Source organism: Elusimicrobiota bacterium, assembly GCA_016182905.1.
Taxonomy (GTDB): domain Bacteria; phylum Elusimicrobiota; class Elusimicrobia; order UBA1565; family UBA9628; genus GWA2-66-18.
This window is the reverse complement of sequence record JACPFR010000045.1, coordinates 1-14,004: the sequence shown is the minus strand read 5'-3', so window position 1 is coordinate 14,004 and position 14,004 is coordinate 1. Positions and strand designations below refer to the sequence as shown.

The following is a 14,004-nucleotide window of genomic DNA, read 5'->3' as shown; positions in this document are numbered from 1 at the left end:
CCGGACGCACGCAACGAAGCGGCCCGGGCGTTTGGCCGTCTCGTTGCGTATGTCGACGGAGTTGAGCACGGACCAGAGCCAGATCGCCGCCCTTCTCGCCAAGACGCCTCCGTTCTCGGGCGCGTCCGAGGCGGATATCGCCGCCCTCGCGGCGGCCTGCTCCCTCCACCGCTTCGCGCCCAAGGCGGTCGTGTTCTCCGAAGGCGACCGCGCGACCGCGGGCTGGCTGATCCGCGAAGGCCGCGTCAAGATACTGATCTTCGCGGGCGGCACGCGCACCCTTCAGGCCGAGTCGCTCGGGCCCGGCGACCTGTTCGGGCTGTACTGCCGCCTCGGCAGCCGGGCGCCCTACACCTGCACCGCCGTGGCGGAGGGCGAGCTCGTCGCGGTGCGCATCCCCGACCGGGCCTTCGAGGCCCTGTCCCACCGCTCCCTGGCCGTCTCGCGCTGCACCGCGGAGCGCTGCTCCGAGCGCATCCGCGCGATCCGCAACCTCGTGCGCTTCGGGCGGGAGAGCGTCCACGAGCGCATCGTCTCGACCTTGCTCCGGATGCGGGAGCGCCACGGCGACGTGATCCCCGCCACGCGCCACGAGCTGGCGACCTGGGTGGGCGCCTCCCAGGAGACCGTGTTCCGCGGCCTGGCCGTCCTGCGCGCCAAGCGCATCCTCCGCACCGAGCGGGGGCGGATCCACATCCTCGACGCGAAGAAGCTGCTCCAGGCGAGAGAAGAGACCGAGGCGTGAGCCGGGCTGTGAACGCGTGGGAGGCGATCGTCGTGGGAGGCGGGCCCGCGGGCCTCGCCGCCGGCCTGCAGCTGTCCCGGGCCGGCCTGCGCACCGTCCTCCTCGAGCGCGGCGCTCTCGGCGGGCAGGCGCGCCGCCTGGGCCTCATCGAGAACGCGCCGGGCTGGCCGGGCGGCGTCTCCGGGCGCCGCCTCATGGCGGCCTTCCTCCGGCAGGCGCGGGAGTGGGGCCTGAAGACCGTGAAGGGCGAGCTGGCCGGCCTCAGTCCCGGACGCGGCGCCCAGCGGCTGCGCCTCTCCGACGGGCGCCGGCTCACGGCGCGCTCCGTCGTGCTGGCGACCGGCGCGCGCTTCAAGCCGCTCCCGGCCCCCGGCGCCAAGCGCCTGAGCGGACGCGGCGTCTTCCACGCGGCCTTCGACTCGGCCGGGCGCTGGCGCGGGCGCGACGTGGCCGTCGTCGGCGGCGGCGAGGCCGCGGTGCATCAGGCCGTGCACCTCGCCGCCTCGGCCCGCCGCGTCACGCTCGTCGCCCGCGGCCCGCTCAAGGCCCACCGCCTCCTGCTCTCGCGCCTGGCGGCCCTGACCAACGCCGAGGTCTTCCCCGGCCGCGTGGTCCGCGTCGAGGGCCGCGACCGCGTGGAGGCCCTCGTCCTGCGCGAGGGCCGCGAGGAGCCTGCCCGCCTGCCCGTGTCGGCCGTGTTCGTCCTGATAGGCGCGGAGGCCTCGCCGTGGGCGCGCTTGGACGGGCGCCCGGGCGTGTTCGTCGCCGGCGACGCGCGCGGCGCGGTCGAGCGGCAGGTCGCGGTGGCCGCGGGCGACGGCATGGCCGCCGCCGTGCGCGCGCTGCGCTGGCTCCGGGAGACCGAGTGAAGGTCCTCGAGACCCGCTCCGCGGGGCCGCTCGGCCGGCTCTACCTCGCGCGCCTGCCCGGCGAGCGCGGCCGCCTCATCGAGTTCGTCGACACCGTCGAGCCCGGCGTGCCCAAGGACGAGAAATGGGTGCTGATGCTCTCCACCCAGGTCGGCTGCGTGATCGGCTGCCGCATGTGCGACGGCGGGGCGATGGGCTGGCGCGGCAACCTCACCGCCGGCGAGATCGTCGCCCAGGTCCGCCGCGTGGTCAAGGACAACCCCGGCCTCGACGCCCGCCGCCACCCCAAGTTCAAGGTCCACTTCGCGCGCCTGGGCGAGCCGACCTTGAACCCGGCCACGCCCGAGGCCCTCGAGCGCCTGGCCCAGGAGTGGGGCGGCCCCGGGCTGACGGCCTCGATCTCGACGGTCGCCCCCGACGCGCCGACGGCGGCCGAGCGCCTGGAGGAGATGCGCGAGGTCAAGGACCGCCTCTACGGCGGCGGCCGCTTCCAGCTCCAGTTCTCCGCGCACTCCACCGACGAGGCCGTGCGACGGCGGGTCATGCGCGCCCGCCCCTGGAGCCTGGAGCGCGTGGCCGACTTCGGCCGGCGCTGGCGCCGCCCGGGAGACCGGAAGGTGACCTTGAACTTCGCCCTCGCCCCCGACCAGCCTCTCGACCCCGCCGTGGTCGCGAGGATATTCGACCCGGAGCACTTCCTCGTCAAGATCACGCCCGTCAACCCGACGCGCGCCTCCGAGGCCAGCGGCTCCGCGCGCCAGTGGCACGAGGCGCCGCCCGACGTCGCCGCGGCGGACGCCGGCCTGCGGGGGCGCGGCTTCTCGGTCATCCTCTCTCCCAGCACGCCCGAGGAAATCGACGCCGCCACCTCCTGCGGCCAGCTCTGGTCGAGCGCCCTGCGCGACGAGGCGCGCGCCGGCCTGCGCGCGGCGGCCCTGGAGAGCGAGTGCTACGTGGTCCCCGACACGATGGCGCGCAAGTCCCGGGCGTGGATGGGGGAACTGTCCCGCTTCAAGCCCCGCGGCGAGGCCCTGGCCGCGCATCGCTCGGGACTGCTCGTCGTGGACCTCATCGACTTCTTCGTCGACCGCAACTCCCCGGCGTACCTGCCCCAGTCCCGCGCCGCCGTGATCGGCGCCGCGCGCCTGCTGGCGGCCTTCCGCGCGGCCGGACGCCCGGTGTTCTTCGCCCGCCACGCCCACCGCGACCCGGCGAGCGACGGGAGCCTGATGACGAGCTGGTGGGCGAAGACCTGCCGCGACGGGGAGCCGGAGTCTTTGGTCACCTCGGCGCTCAAGCCCCTTCCGGGGGAGACGGTCCTGCGCAAGACCCGCTACAGCGCCTTCTCCAACCCGCGCCTGGCCCGCGAGCTGCGCGCGGCCGGGGTCCGGGACCTCGTCGTCTGCGGCCTGGCCACCAACCTGTGCGTCGAGTCGTCCGTTCGCGCCGCCTTCGACCTGGGCCTGCGCACCTTCGTGCCCGCGGACGCGACCGTCGCCCACGACGAGCAGCTCCACCTTGGTGCGCTGCGCAGCCTCGCGCAGGGCTTCTCGCGCGTGATGCTGACCGACGACATCGTCGCCGCGCTCCCCGCCGAGTAAACGTCCACCACAAAGACACTAAGGCACAAAGAACGGCTTAATGGTCAACGGCTACGAGGTCTTTTGCTTACCATCCGTTCTTTGTGTCTTAGTGTCTTTGTGGTTCGTCCGTTCCGTTGTTCTTTCCTGGAACAGCCATCGTCCATCGAGTGTTATCTTTTATCGATATGCGCCAGGGTGGAACAGTCTTCTGCGGCATGTCTGTTGCGTGCCTGCGTGCTCGCACATTTTCAGCATATCAGGAGAACCAAACCCCAATGACGACCAAGCTGGCGGAGACGCGGGAGCTGGTTTCGACTTTGCGGTCGGTCAACAAGCGCGACGGGTCGTGCGTCGAGTTCGACGCGGCCAAGATCCGCTCCGCCATCGCCCGGGCGGGCGCCGCCTCGGGGGAGTTCGGCGACGCCGACGCGGGGCCGCTGACCGACAAGGTGATCAAGGTCCTCTCCCGCCGCTCCGGCGCCGGCCCGCTGACCATCGAGAAGATCCAGGACGTCGTCGAGCACGTGCTGATCTCCGCCGACCACTTCAAGACGGCCCGCGCCTACATCGTCTACCGCGAGCAGCACCGCAAGATGCGCCGCGACCAGAAGACGGTCGTCGACGTGGAGTCCTCGATCAACGAGTACGTCAACCGCCTCGACTGGCGCATCAACGCCAACGCCAACCAGGGCTACTCGCTGGGCGGGCTGGTCCTGAACGTGTCGGGCAAGGTCGTCGCCAACTACTGGCTCAACCACGTGTACTCGCCCGAGATGGGGGAGGCGCACCGCGCCGGCGACATCCACATCCACGATCTCGACATGCTGGCCGGCTATTGCGCCGGCTGGTCGTTGAGGACTCTGCTTCAGGAAGGCCTCAACGGCGTTCCGGGCAAGGTCGAGGCCGGCCCGCCCAAGCACATGTCGAGCGCCGTCGGTCAGATCGTGAACTTCCTCGGCACCTTGCAGAACGAGTGGGCGGGCGCGCAGGCCTTCAGCTCCTTCGATACGTATATGGCTCCGTTCATCCGCAAGGACAAGCTCCCGTATAAAGAAGTGCGGCAGTGCATTCAAGAGCTGATCTACAACCTCAACGTCCCCTCCCGGTGGGGGACGCAGACCCCCTTCACGAATCTAACGTTCGACTGGGTCTGCCCCGAGGACCTGCGCGAGAAGCACCCGCTGATCGGCGGCGTGGAGCAGCCGTTCACCTACGGCGAGCTCCAGGCCGAGATGGACATGATCAACCGCGCCTACATCGAGGTCATGATCACCGGCGACTCGAAAGGCCGGGTCTTCACCTTCCCGATCCCGACCTACAACATCACCGCCGACTTCCCGTGGGAGAGCGAGAACGCGGACCGCCTCTTCGAGATGACGGCCAAGTACGGCCTGCCCTACTTCCAGAACTTCGTCAACTCCGAGCTCAAGCCCAACATGATCCGGTCGATGTGCTGCCGCTTGCAGCTCGACCTTCGAGAATTGCTCAAGCGCGGCAACGGCCTGTTCGGCTCGGCCGAGCAGACCGGCTCGCTCGGCGTGGTCACCATCAACTGCGCGCGCCTGGGGCACCTGCACGCGGGCGACGAGAAGGCGCTGCTCGGACGCCTCGATGAGCTCATCGACGTCGCCCGCAACAGCCTCGAGATCAAGCGCAAGGTCATCCAGCGCCTGATGGACGACGGCCTGTTCCCGTACACGCGCCGCTACCTCGGCACCATGAGGAATCACTTCTCGACGATCGGGGTCAACGGGATCAACGAGATGATCCGGAACTTCAGCGCCGACGCCTTCGACATCACCGCCGCCGAGGGCCACGCGCTGGCGGTGCGCTTCCTGGACCACCTGCGCACGCGCATGGTCGCCATCCAGGAGGAGACCGGCCACATGTACAACCTCGAGGCGACGCCCGCCGAGGGCACGACCTACCGCTTCGCCAAGGAGGACCGCAAGCGCTTCCCCGGCATACTCCAGGCCGGCACGGCCGACCGCCCCTACTACACCAACTCCTCGCAGCTGCCCGTCGGCTTCACCGACGACCCCTTCGAGGCCCTGGAGCGCCAGGACGAGCTGCAGCGCAAGTACACCGGCGGGACCGTCCTGCACCTGTACATGGGCGAGCGCGTCTCGAGCGGTCAGGCCTGCAAGACTTTGGTCAAGCGGGCGCTCGAGCGCTTCCGCCTGCCGTACATCACGATCACGCCCACGTTCTCGATCTGCCCCACTCACGGCTATCTGGACGGCGAGCATCCGTTCTGCCCGAAGTGCGACGTCGAACGCCTGGCTGAAAAGCAGAGGAGCGCGAAATGAACAAGAACCCGTCCCAGCCGGTCGCCCGTCTCGAAGACTCGGAGCGCCAGCCCTGCGAGGTGTGGACGCGCGTGATGGGCTATCACCGCCCGGTCGCGTCGTTCAACATCGGCAAGAAGGGGGAGCACTACGATCGCCGCTTCTTCAAGGAATGCGACCTACCCCGCGCTTCCTAAGGCCCCCGAACTCCGCATCGGCGGACTGACGCCGCTCAGCACGACGGACTATCCCGGCGCGCTGGCGGCGGTCCTTTTCCTCCAGGGCTGCCCCTGGCGCTGCGCCTATTGCCACAACCCGCACCTCATCCCGGCCGACGCCGCGCCGGAGCGCGAGTGGGGAGCGGCGCGCGCCTTCCTGCGCGGCCGCAAGGGGCTTCTCGACGCCGTCGTCTTCAGCGGAGGCGAGCCGACCTTGCAGGACGGCCTCGCGGCCGCGATGCGCGAGGTCAAGGCCATGGGCTTCAAGATCGGCCTTCACACCGGCGGCGCGTATCCGGAGAAGCTCGGCGCCGTCCTGCCGCTGGTCGACTGGGTGGGGTTCGACGTCAAGGCGCCGTTCGAGCGCTACGAGGCGGTCAACGGCGTTCCCGGCAGCGGCGGGAAGGCGTTGGAGAGCCTTCGCCTTATAGTGGAAAGCGGGGTCGATCTCGAGTGCCGGACGACGGTCCACGCCGCGCTGATCTCCGAGCATGAGCTCGTCGCGCTGTCCGGCTCCGTGTTCGCGCTGGGCGCGCGCAAGCACGTGCTCCAAGCCTTCCGTCCCGACGGCTGCCGCGACGCGGCGCTGCTCTCCTCTCACGACCCGGTCGCTCTTTCCCGCCTTCTTACGGCGGCGGCCGCCGCCTCTCCCCGGGTCGAGCTTCGCGGCGTATAACCAAACACGCTGTCGTCGACGACAGTGCCGCTGTGAACGGCGTGGATGAGTCCCGCGGCAGCCGCGCTCAACCTTAAGCGGAAAAAGACGGGTGTTCCATTTTTGACGGAAAACCATGGCCGGAGCGTTGCGGTAGAGTTCGTAGACATTAAAGACACAAAACGTCCATGAACACGGGATGCTTCAATCTGAACCGGGGAGGGGAGTACGCCATCGCGGCGCTCACCCGCCTCGCGCTGGAGTCCGGCGGCGTGCCGGGCAAGCCGATCCCGGTGCGCGTGCTGGCCGAGGCGCAGGCCATCCCGAAGAGCTTCCTGTCCAAGATCCTGGAGCTGTGCACGCGGCACGGGCTGATCACCTCGAAGAGCGGCGCCAACGGCGGCGTGGCGCTGGCCAAGCCGGCGGCGGAGATCTCCTTGCTCGACATCCTCGAGGCCTGCGAGGGGCCGTATCACCGCGCGGACTGCGTGTTCTACGGCGAGCGCAAGTGCGAGGGCACGGACTGCGTCGTGTTCTGCCCGCTGCGCGAGCGCGAGGAGGACGTCCGCGTCTCGCTGGCGCGCACCACCTTGGCGGAGATGGCCAAGAGCCTCGAGATCCATCCGCTCAATAACGGTCCTAAAAAGGAACAGACGCACGCGGCGCCGGACGCCGCGCGACACGCTCGAGGGGGACGGTAAGACATGGAAGCAGCGATCACGGCGGACGCCGACTGGCGAGAGGACGAGGGGGGCAAGGTCGGCCTCTGGCTGTTCATCCTGTCGGAGATACTCCTGTTCGGCGCCTTCCTGGCGTCCTACGTCGGCACGCGCCTGGGCAATCCCGAGTGCGCCCTCGGCGTCGTGGTCTGGCCCGAGGCGGGCCACCTGCCCGGCCTGGCTATGGCCGCGCTGAACACCGTCCTCCTGCTCACGAGCTCCTACACCATGGTCCGCGCCATCACGCGCGCCGAGCGCGCCGACCGCGCGGGGTACCGCGCGAACATGATCGCGACCATCGTCCTGGGCCTCGGGTTCCTCGTCGTGAAGTCCGCGGAGTACGCGCTCAAGGTCTCCCACGGCTACTATCCGGGCTCGGAGCTGGCCAAGGCGAGCCCGGGGCTGTCGATCTTCCTGTCGTACTACTACATGCTCACCATCCTCCACGGCCTGCACATCGTCGCCGGCCTGGTCTGGAACGGCGTCGCGCTGTTCGCCTCCGCCCGCGCCCCGATGCCCGCCGTCGCGCGCCGCGCGGAGTACGCCGGCCTGTACTGGCACTTCGTCGACGTGGTCTGGGTGTTCCTCTTCCCGCTGCTCTACCTCATCTGACAGGAGACCTCCATTGAACCAGGAAATCGCTCCCGCCGCGCTCGCCGGCGTCGAAAAGGACGCGGCGCATTCGGACGACGCCCTCGACCTCGGCGTCTATCTGGCCCTGCTGGCCCTGACCGTCGCGACGGTGGGCGCGGGGCACTTCACCCACGGCGGACGGATCATGACGGTCTCGCTGGCGCTGATCATCGCGGGCGCCAAGGCGAGCCTCATCGGCTTCTACTACATGGGCCTGCGCCGCGAGCGCGCGATGACGTACGTGATCCTCGGCATCGGCGCCGTCGCCGTGGGCATACTCGTCGTCGGGATACTGCCCGACCTGACCTTCGCCCGATTCTGATGCGCCGAGCCCTGATCGCCTGCGTCGTCCTGCTGTCCTGCGCCTGCGCGCGCAAGACCGGGCCGCTCGCCGTGCTGCCCGAGTTCACGATGACCTCGGTCGGCCCGGACTCCGCCGCGCCGTTCGGGCGCAAGGACCTGCTGGGCAAGGTGTGGATCGCCGACTTCGTATTCACCCGCTGCGCCGGGCCCTGCCCGATCCTCAGCGCGCGGCTGTCCAAGCTCGGCCGCGAGCTGCCGCCGTCGGTCGGGCTGCTGACGGTGGCAGTCGACTCCGAGGGGGACACCCCGGAGCGCCTGCGCCGCTACGCCCGGCGCTACGAGGCCGAGCCGGAGCGCTGGGTGTTCCTGCGCGGCTCGCCGTCCGAGACCTATCACCTGCTGTACGCGGGCTTCCGCCTGCCGCTGTCGGTCAACCCGTCCGCTCCCGAGGAGCAGCGCGCGACGCACAGCTCGCGCTTCGTGCTCATCGACCGGAGCGGCGCCATCCGAGGCTACTACGACGGGCTCAGCGATTCTGACAACGCCGCGATCGCGCGCGACGCGCGGCGGCTCCTGGAGGTCGGTTCTTGAAGAATAAATCCGCCGTCGCCGTCATCGCCGCGCTCAGCGCCCTCATCGCCGGGGCGCTCTACGTCCTCTTCACCCGCTTCCCGACGATGCCCCTGGCCGCGTCCGCGCAGGCGGCCCACGTGGACTCCGCCTGGTACGGGCTGCTCGTCGTCGAGGGAGTGATCTACGCCCTCGTGATGGGCTTCCTGCTCTACTGCGTCTTCGCCTTTCGGGCCGCGAAGCGGACCGAGCAGGGCGAGAAGTTCGACGGCAGCCGCGGCCGCTTCGTCGAGGTCGGCTGGATCGCGGCCAGCATCGCGCTGACGTTGTCTTTGGCCGCGCTCGGCGCGCACGAGCTGCGCGAGCTCATCAAGGACCCCTCGGCCGACATCGACATCGAGGTCCGCGCCTCGCAGTTCAGCTGGGAGTTCTACTACCCGCAGTACAAGACCTTCGGCGCCAAGCTGTTCATGGAGAAGGGCAAGCGCCACCGCCTGATCCTGACCTCGAAGGACGTCGTCCACGCGTTCTGGGTCCCCGAGTTCCGCATCAAGCAGGACGCCGTGCCCGGCAAGGCGATCCCGATGATCCTGACGCCGACCAAGACCGGGGAATATACGTTGCTCTGCAACCAGCTGTGCGGCCGCGACCATTACGACATGCTGGCCAGCGTCGAGGTCCTCGAGCACGAGGACTTCGAGAGCAGCATGAAGGCGGAATTCTAGTCCCATCGACCGGAGAACGAAATGACCGAATTTTTCTCAGCACTCGCCGCCGGCGCCGCCGTGTTCGTCGCCGGCTACCTGGGCCTGCGGGGCCCGCTGGGCCCGCAGGCCGCCTGCGTGCTCGGCTACCTGGCGTCCCTGCTCGTCTTCCTCGGCGTCGTCGGGGGCGCCAAGGCCATGCGCAGCTACGCCGAGGGCAAGGAGCCCGAGGAGAAGCACGGCGTCGCGCGCTACTTCTCCTTCGACGTCGACCACAAGGTGGTCGGCATCCAGTACACGGCCGCCGCCGTGATCATCTTCCTCGTCGGCGGCCTGCTCGCGCTGACGATGCGCCTCGAGCTCGCCCGGCACGGCCTGCAGTACCTGACCCCCGAGCAGTACGTGACCGTCATGTCCCTGCACGGCATCACGATGGTCGTCGTCGCCCTGATCGCCACGGCGGGCGGCCTCGGCAACTTCATAGTCCCGCTGCAGATCGGCGCCCGGGACATGGCCTTCCCGCGCCTGAACGCGCTCAGCTTCTGGCTCCTGCCGCCGGCGGTGATCCTCCTGCTCGCCTCGCCGCTGCTCGGCGGGCTCGACTTCGGCTGGACCGCCATCGCCCCGCTGTCCACGCAGGGCTCGACGATCGGCAAGCAGCTCTTCGTGCTGGCCTTCGTCACCGCCGGCTTCTCCTCGATCTTCGGCGGCGTCAACTTCGTCGCCACCGTGCTCACGATGCGCGCCCCGGGCATGGGCTGGAGGCGGGTGCCGATCTTCACCTGGTCGATCGTCGCGACCGCAATCATCCAGATCATGGGCACCTCGGTCGTCGCCGCGTCGCTGATCATGGTCACCTTCGACCGCGTCATGCACACGACGTTCTTCGCCTCGGACCTCGGGGGGAACGTGCTCCTGTACCAGCACCTGTTCTGGTACTACTCCCACCCGGCCGTGTACATCATGATCCTGCCCGCCTTCGGCGCGGTGCTGGAGATCCTGCCGGTGTACGCGCGCAAGCCGCTGTTCGCCTACAAGCTCGTCGCGGGCGCGCTGATGACGATCACGGCGCTGAGCTTCATCGTCTGGGCCCACCACATGTTCACGTCGGGCATGTGGATGCTCCTCAAGCTGCCGTTCATGATCAATACCGAATTGATCTCGATCCCGACCGGCGTCGTCTTCCTGTCCGTGATGGGCACGCTGTGGAAGTCGAAACTCCGCCTCGACTCCCCGGCGCTGTGGGCGCTGGCGATGGTCGCCAACTTCCTGATCGGCGGCCTGACCGGCATCCCGCTGGCCGACGCCCCGACCGACCTGCACCTGCACGACACCTGGTTCATCGTCGCCCACTTCCACTTCACGATCATGGGCGGCGCCGTGTTCGGCTTCTTCGCGGGTTTTCATCACTGGTTCCCGAAGATGACGGGCAGGCGCCTGAACGAGACCTTGGCCAAGGTCCAGTGCGGACTGATGTTCGTCGGCTTCAACGCCGTCTTCATCCCGTTGTTCTGGCTCGGCAACCACGGCATGCGCCGCCACGTCGCGGACTTCCCGGCGTGGATGGACCCGGTGCAGACCTTCGCCAGCCTGGCCGCCCTGGTCGTCGGCTCGTCGGTGCTCGTGTTCTCCTACAACGTCCTCGCCTCGCTGCGCGGCGGCGAGCAGGCGGGGGAGAACCCGTGGGAGGCGCTGACCCTCGAGTGGAAGGCGGCCTCGCCGCCCCCGCACGGCAACTTCAAGACCCCGCCCAAGGCTGAGAGCGACCCCTACGACTACGGGGTCAGGGCCTGATGAAGGCGTACCTGGAGCTGGCCAAGCCGCGCATCACCGCGCTCGTGGCGCTGTGCGCCGCGGCGGGCTTCGCGCTGGCCTCCCGGGGCCCTCTCGACGGGGCGCGCCTGCTGTGGACCGTGATCGGGGTGGCGCTGGCTTCGGCCTCGACGGGGTGCCTCAACCAGGTCCTCGAGGCGGACCTCGACGCGAGGATGAAGCGGACCGCGCGCCGCCCGATCCCGACGGGCCGCGTCACGCCCGCGGCGGCGCACGCTCTCGGCCTGCTGTGGGGCGCGGCGGGGCTCGGGCTCCTGTACTGGAAGGTCGGCGGGACCGCGTGCGCGCTGACCGCGTTCACCTTGGCCAGCTACCTGCTCGTCTACACCCCGATGAAGCGCTTCTCGCCGCTCTCGACCTGGGTCGGCGCGGTCCCCGGGGCGCTGCCGCCGGTGATCGGCTGGACCGCGGCGGGCGGAGCCCTCGACGCCTCGGCGGCGGTCCTGTTCGGGATCCAGTTCCTGTGGCAAATGCCTCACTTCCTGGCCCTGGCTTGGCTGTACCGCGAGGACTACGCCCTCGGCGGCTACCGCGTGAGCTCCGTGACCGATCCCTCGGGCGCCGAGCTGGCCTGGCAGATGGCGGCGACCGCGGGCCTCCTCCTCGTCGTGTCGGTCCTTCCCTTCGGCCTCGGCCTGGCCGGCGGGGCCTACCTGTTCACGGCGCTCTCCCTCGGCGGCGTGTTCCTCGTCCTGTCCTTGTCCGCCGCCCGCGAGCTGACCCAGGCTTCGGCGCGGCGCGTCTTCCTCGCGTCGCTCGCCTACCTGCCGTTCGTGCTCGCCGCCCTCGTCGCCGACCGGCGCTAGGCCGTATCGTTGCGCCGGAACGCATGTGAGGACTGGGGGCCATATGATCCGATTCCCTCCGAAGCGGATTCTCGTCGCGTACGATCTCACCGACGTCTCCCGGACGGCGTGGCGGCACGCCTCCGCGCTGGCGGAGGCCTGCGGCGCCTCCCTGGAAGCCGTCTACGTCGAGCCCTGGCAGGCCGGCGTCGACCTGATGCCTCCTCCCGTCCTCACCCCGGCCGGCGCGCGGGAGATGCGCGCCCAGATCCGCGCGGAGATCGGGGAGGGAGTCAAGATCTCGGTCCTCCACGGCGACCCGGCCCTGCGCATCGTGGAGCTGGCCAAGCTCGGCCATCCGGACATGATCGTGGTCGGCACGCACGGGCGCAAGGGCCTGCGGCGGGTGATGCTGGGCTCGACCGCCGAGGCCGTGATCCGCACCTCGCCCGTCCCCGTGCTCGCGGCGCGGGGGAAGGTCCGGCCCATCCGCTCGATCCTCGCGCCCGTGAACTTCACGCCGTATTCGGAATACGGCCTGCAGTACGCCGCGGCCGCGGCCGCGTCGCTCGCGGCCGGGCTGAAGGTCCTGCACGTGACCGACGACCCGATCTGGAGCGGCAACGTCGGGTTCCGGCTGTCGCGGCTCGTCGACCGCCTGCCCGCGGAGGTCCGCAAGGCCTGCCGCCCGGAAACGGCGTCCGCCGTCGGCCCCGCCGTGAAGGGCATCCTGAAGGCCAAGCGCGGGCAGGATTGGGTCATCCTCGTCGCGCACGGGAAATCCCTCATCAAGGACGCGTTCTTCGGTACGACCTTGGAGCAGGTCCTCCGCAGGTCCTCGATCCCGGTGCTGTCGGTCCCCGTCCCGGGGCGGATGCTCCACGCCCTGCGCGTCGCCGAAGGCGCGCGGCCGGAGAAGTCCTCGAAGCCGGGATAGCGTCTTCGCCGGAAGGAGGGGTTATGGACATCATCGAGGTCTTTCTCGATAATCACCGGCAGCTTCGCCAGGAGCTCACGGCGCTCCAGGCGCGTTTCCAGCGTCCGCATGGAGTCGGCTGGGACGACTGCGTCTCGCTCGACTGCAAGCGTCTCTTGAAGGACATCGAGGCGTTCTTCGCGTCCTTCCGGGATCATGAGGCGGCGGAGGACGAGTTCCTGAGGGAGGTCGCCCCCTTGGTCAAGCTCGACGCGCCGACGCGCGACGCCTTCGCGGGCGGCCGGCGGGCGGTCGCCGAGATCATGAAGCTGTTCAGCGTCGTCGCCTTCACTTTCGACGGCGAGCACGCGCATCGCGTGCGCGAGCTCCTCCCCCGCATGAGCGCGGAGGTGGACGCTCATCTGACGTTCGAGGAGAAGACGCTCTTCCCGCTGATGCGGGAGCGCCTGCCGGCGGCCCTGCTGCAGGAGTTCGGGGAGCACGCCCTGCACGGGCACTCGGCGCGCTGAACTACCTGCGCGCCAGGCAGATTCCTCCGCAGGTCACGCAGGGCTTCGCGCCGCGCCGCCGCGCCTCGGCGACGTCCACCGTCACGCAGTCGGTGCCGCAGTTGCGGACCAGGTCGCAGGCGAGACAGTGATAGATCAAGGTCCTGATGTTGAGGACCACGGGGTTGTCGATCGCCGCCGCGGTCGTCGCGGGCCCTTCGGGCGGCCCGGCCGGCTTGCGCGCCAGGGCCGTCACCAGCAGGAGCAGCATCAGCACGGCCGCGAACATCTCCACCGTCCTGCGCAGGCCCGCGGTCCCGGTCATAAGGCCTCCTTGCGTCCTGCTCTCGGGGCGCAACGAACGGGCCAAGGTCTGTTCGTTGCGGCGGGAGAGGGGGATGGATCCCTTCCGCGACGTCGAACGGGCGCGCGGGTGGCTTCGCCGAAGCCCCCCGTCGGCCCGCACGGTGCACGAGGCTCGCAAGAGCCTGCGGCGGGCGCGCGCCGTGCTGAGGCTCGGGCGGGGCACCGCGGTCGCGGCGGAGTGCGCCCGCGCCGGCTCCGCCTGCCGCCGCGCCGCGCGGGCCCTGGCCCCGCTGCGCGACGCGCGCGTCTTCGCCGACACGCTGGAGCGCCTGGTCTCCCGGCGCGGCGCCGACCTGCCGCCGGAGGCG

The 14,004-nt window shown here is 69.9% G+C and carries 17 protein-coding genes; 16 read left to right on the top strand and 1 reads right to left on the bottom strand.

The window, feature by feature from the left end:
- Positions 1–61 precede the first annotated feature (61 nt).
- The 15 genes from HYV14_14205 to HYV14_14135 all read left to right on the top strand — a co-directional run bounded on the left by HYV14_14205 (position 62) and on the right by HYV14_14135 (position 13,351).
- Positions 62–745 carry a Crp/Fnr family transcriptional regulator gene (locus HYV14_14205; GenBank protein MBI2387140.1) on the top strand — a complete coding sequence of 228 codons (684 nt, stop codon included), beginning with the start codon at positions 62–64 and terminating at the stop codon, positions 743–745.
- Positions 742–1,614, top strand: a complete 873-nt coding sequence (locus HYV14_14200) for an NAD(P)/FAD-dependent oxidoreductase (protein ID MBI2387139.1) — start codon at positions 742–744, stop codon at positions 1,612–1,614. The genes HYV14_14205 and HYV14_14200 overlap by 4 nt, the downstream gene beginning before the upstream one ends.
- Positions 1,611–3,215 (top strand): isochorismatase family protein, encoded by a 1,605-nt coding sequence (locus HYV14_14195; protein ID MBI2387138.1) that lies wholly within the window; start codon positions 1,611–1,613, stop codon positions 3,213–3,215. The genes HYV14_14200 and HYV14_14195 overlap by 4 nt, the downstream gene beginning before the upstream one ends.
- Before the next feature lie 257 nt (positions 3,216–3,472).
- Positions 3,473–5,506, top strand: coding sequence for a ribonucleoside triphosphate reductase (locus tag HYV14_14190; GenBank protein ID MBI2387137.1), 2,034 nt, complete (start codon positions 3,473–3,475; stop codon positions 5,504–5,506).
- Complete coding sequence (locus tag HYV14_14185; protein ID MBI2387136.1) at positions 5,503–5,682, top strand: hypothetical protein; 180 nt, start codon at positions 5,503–5,505, stop codon at positions 5,680–5,682. The genes HYV14_14190 and HYV14_14185 overlap by 4 nt, the downstream gene beginning before the upstream one ends.
- The gene (locus HYV14_14180; GenBank protein MBI2387135.1) at positions 5,639–6,379 is read left to right on the top strand and encodes an anaerobic ribonucleoside-triphosphate reductase activating protein; all 741 of its coding nucleotides are present in this window, start codon (positions 5,639–5,641) and stop codon (positions 6,377–6,379) included. The genes HYV14_14185 and HYV14_14180 overlap by 44 nt, the downstream gene beginning before the upstream one ends.
- Before the next feature lie 167 nt (positions 6,380–6,546).
- Entirely contained in the window at positions 6,547–7,059 is a 513-nt protein-coding gene (locus HYV14_14175; GenBank protein MBI2387134.1) for an Rrf2 family transcriptional regulator, read from the top strand.
- 3 nt (positions 7,060–7,062) lie between these two features.
- On the top strand, positions 7,063–7,689 hold the full coding sequence (locus tag HYV14_14170) for a heme-copper oxidase subunit III (GenBank protein MBI2387133.1): 627 nt from the start codon (positions 7,063–7,065) through the stop codon (positions 7,687–7,689).
- 13 nt (positions 7,690–7,702) lie between these two features.
- The gene (locus HYV14_14165; protein MBI2387132.1) at positions 7,703–8,032 is read left to right on the top strand and encodes a cytochrome C oxidase subunit IV family protein; all 330 of its coding nucleotides are present in this window, start codon (positions 7,703–7,705) and stop codon (positions 8,030–8,032) included.
- The gene (locus tag HYV14_14160) at positions 8,032–8,604 is read left to right on the top strand and encodes an SCO family protein (protein MBI2387131.1); all 573 of its coding nucleotides are present in this window, start codon (positions 8,032–8,034) and stop codon (positions 8,602–8,604) included. Before HYV14_14165 ends, HYV14_14160 begins: the two co-directional genes overlap by 1 nt.
- Positions 8,601–9,308 (top strand): cytochrome c oxidase subunit II, encoded by a 708-nt coding sequence (coxB, locus tag HYV14_14155; GenBank protein ID MBI2387130.1) that lies wholly within the window; start codon positions 8,601–8,603, stop codon positions 9,306–9,308. The genes HYV14_14160 and coxB overlap by 4 nt, the downstream gene beginning before the upstream one ends.
- Positions 9,309–9,329: 21 nt before the next feature.
- The gene (locus tag HYV14_14150) at positions 9,330–11,081 is read left to right on the top strand and encodes a cbb3-type cytochrome c oxidase subunit I (protein MBI2387129.1); all 1,752 of its coding nucleotides are present in this window, start codon (positions 9,330–9,332) and stop codon (positions 11,079–11,081) included.
- Entirely contained in the window at positions 11,081–11,926 is an 846-nt protein-coding gene (gene cyoE, locus HYV14_14145; protein ID MBI2387128.1) for a protoheme IX farnesyltransferase, read from the top strand. The genes HYV14_14150 and cyoE overlap by 1 nt, the downstream gene beginning before the upstream one ends.
- Positions 11,927–11,969: 43 nt before the next feature.
- Positions 11,970–12,842 (top strand): universal stress protein, encoded by an 873-nt coding sequence (locus HYV14_14140; protein MBI2387127.1) that lies wholly within the window; start codon positions 11,970–11,972, stop codon positions 12,840–12,842.
- Positions 12,843–12,865: 23 nt separating this feature from the next.
- Positions 12,866–13,351 (top strand): hypothetical protein, encoded by a 486-nt coding sequence (locus tag HYV14_14135; protein ID MBI2387126.1) that lies wholly within the window; start codon positions 12,866–12,868, stop codon positions 13,349–13,351.
- Between the two features lies 1 nt (position 13,352).
- Here HYV14_14135 and HYV14_14130 read toward each other — a convergent pair whose 3' ends face one another.
- Complete coding sequence (locus tag HYV14_14130; protein ID MBI2387125.1) at positions 13,353–13,655, bottom strand: hypothetical protein; 303 nt, start codon at positions 13,653–13,655, stop codon at positions 13,353–13,355.
- 73 nt (positions 13,656–13,728) lie between these two features.
- Between HYV14_14130 and HYV14_14125 the strand changes: the two genes are divergently transcribed.
- Positions 13,729–14,004 (top strand): CHAD domain-containing protein (locus HYV14_14125; GenBank protein MBI2387124.1); only part of this gene is annotated, 276 nt, incomplete at its 3' end.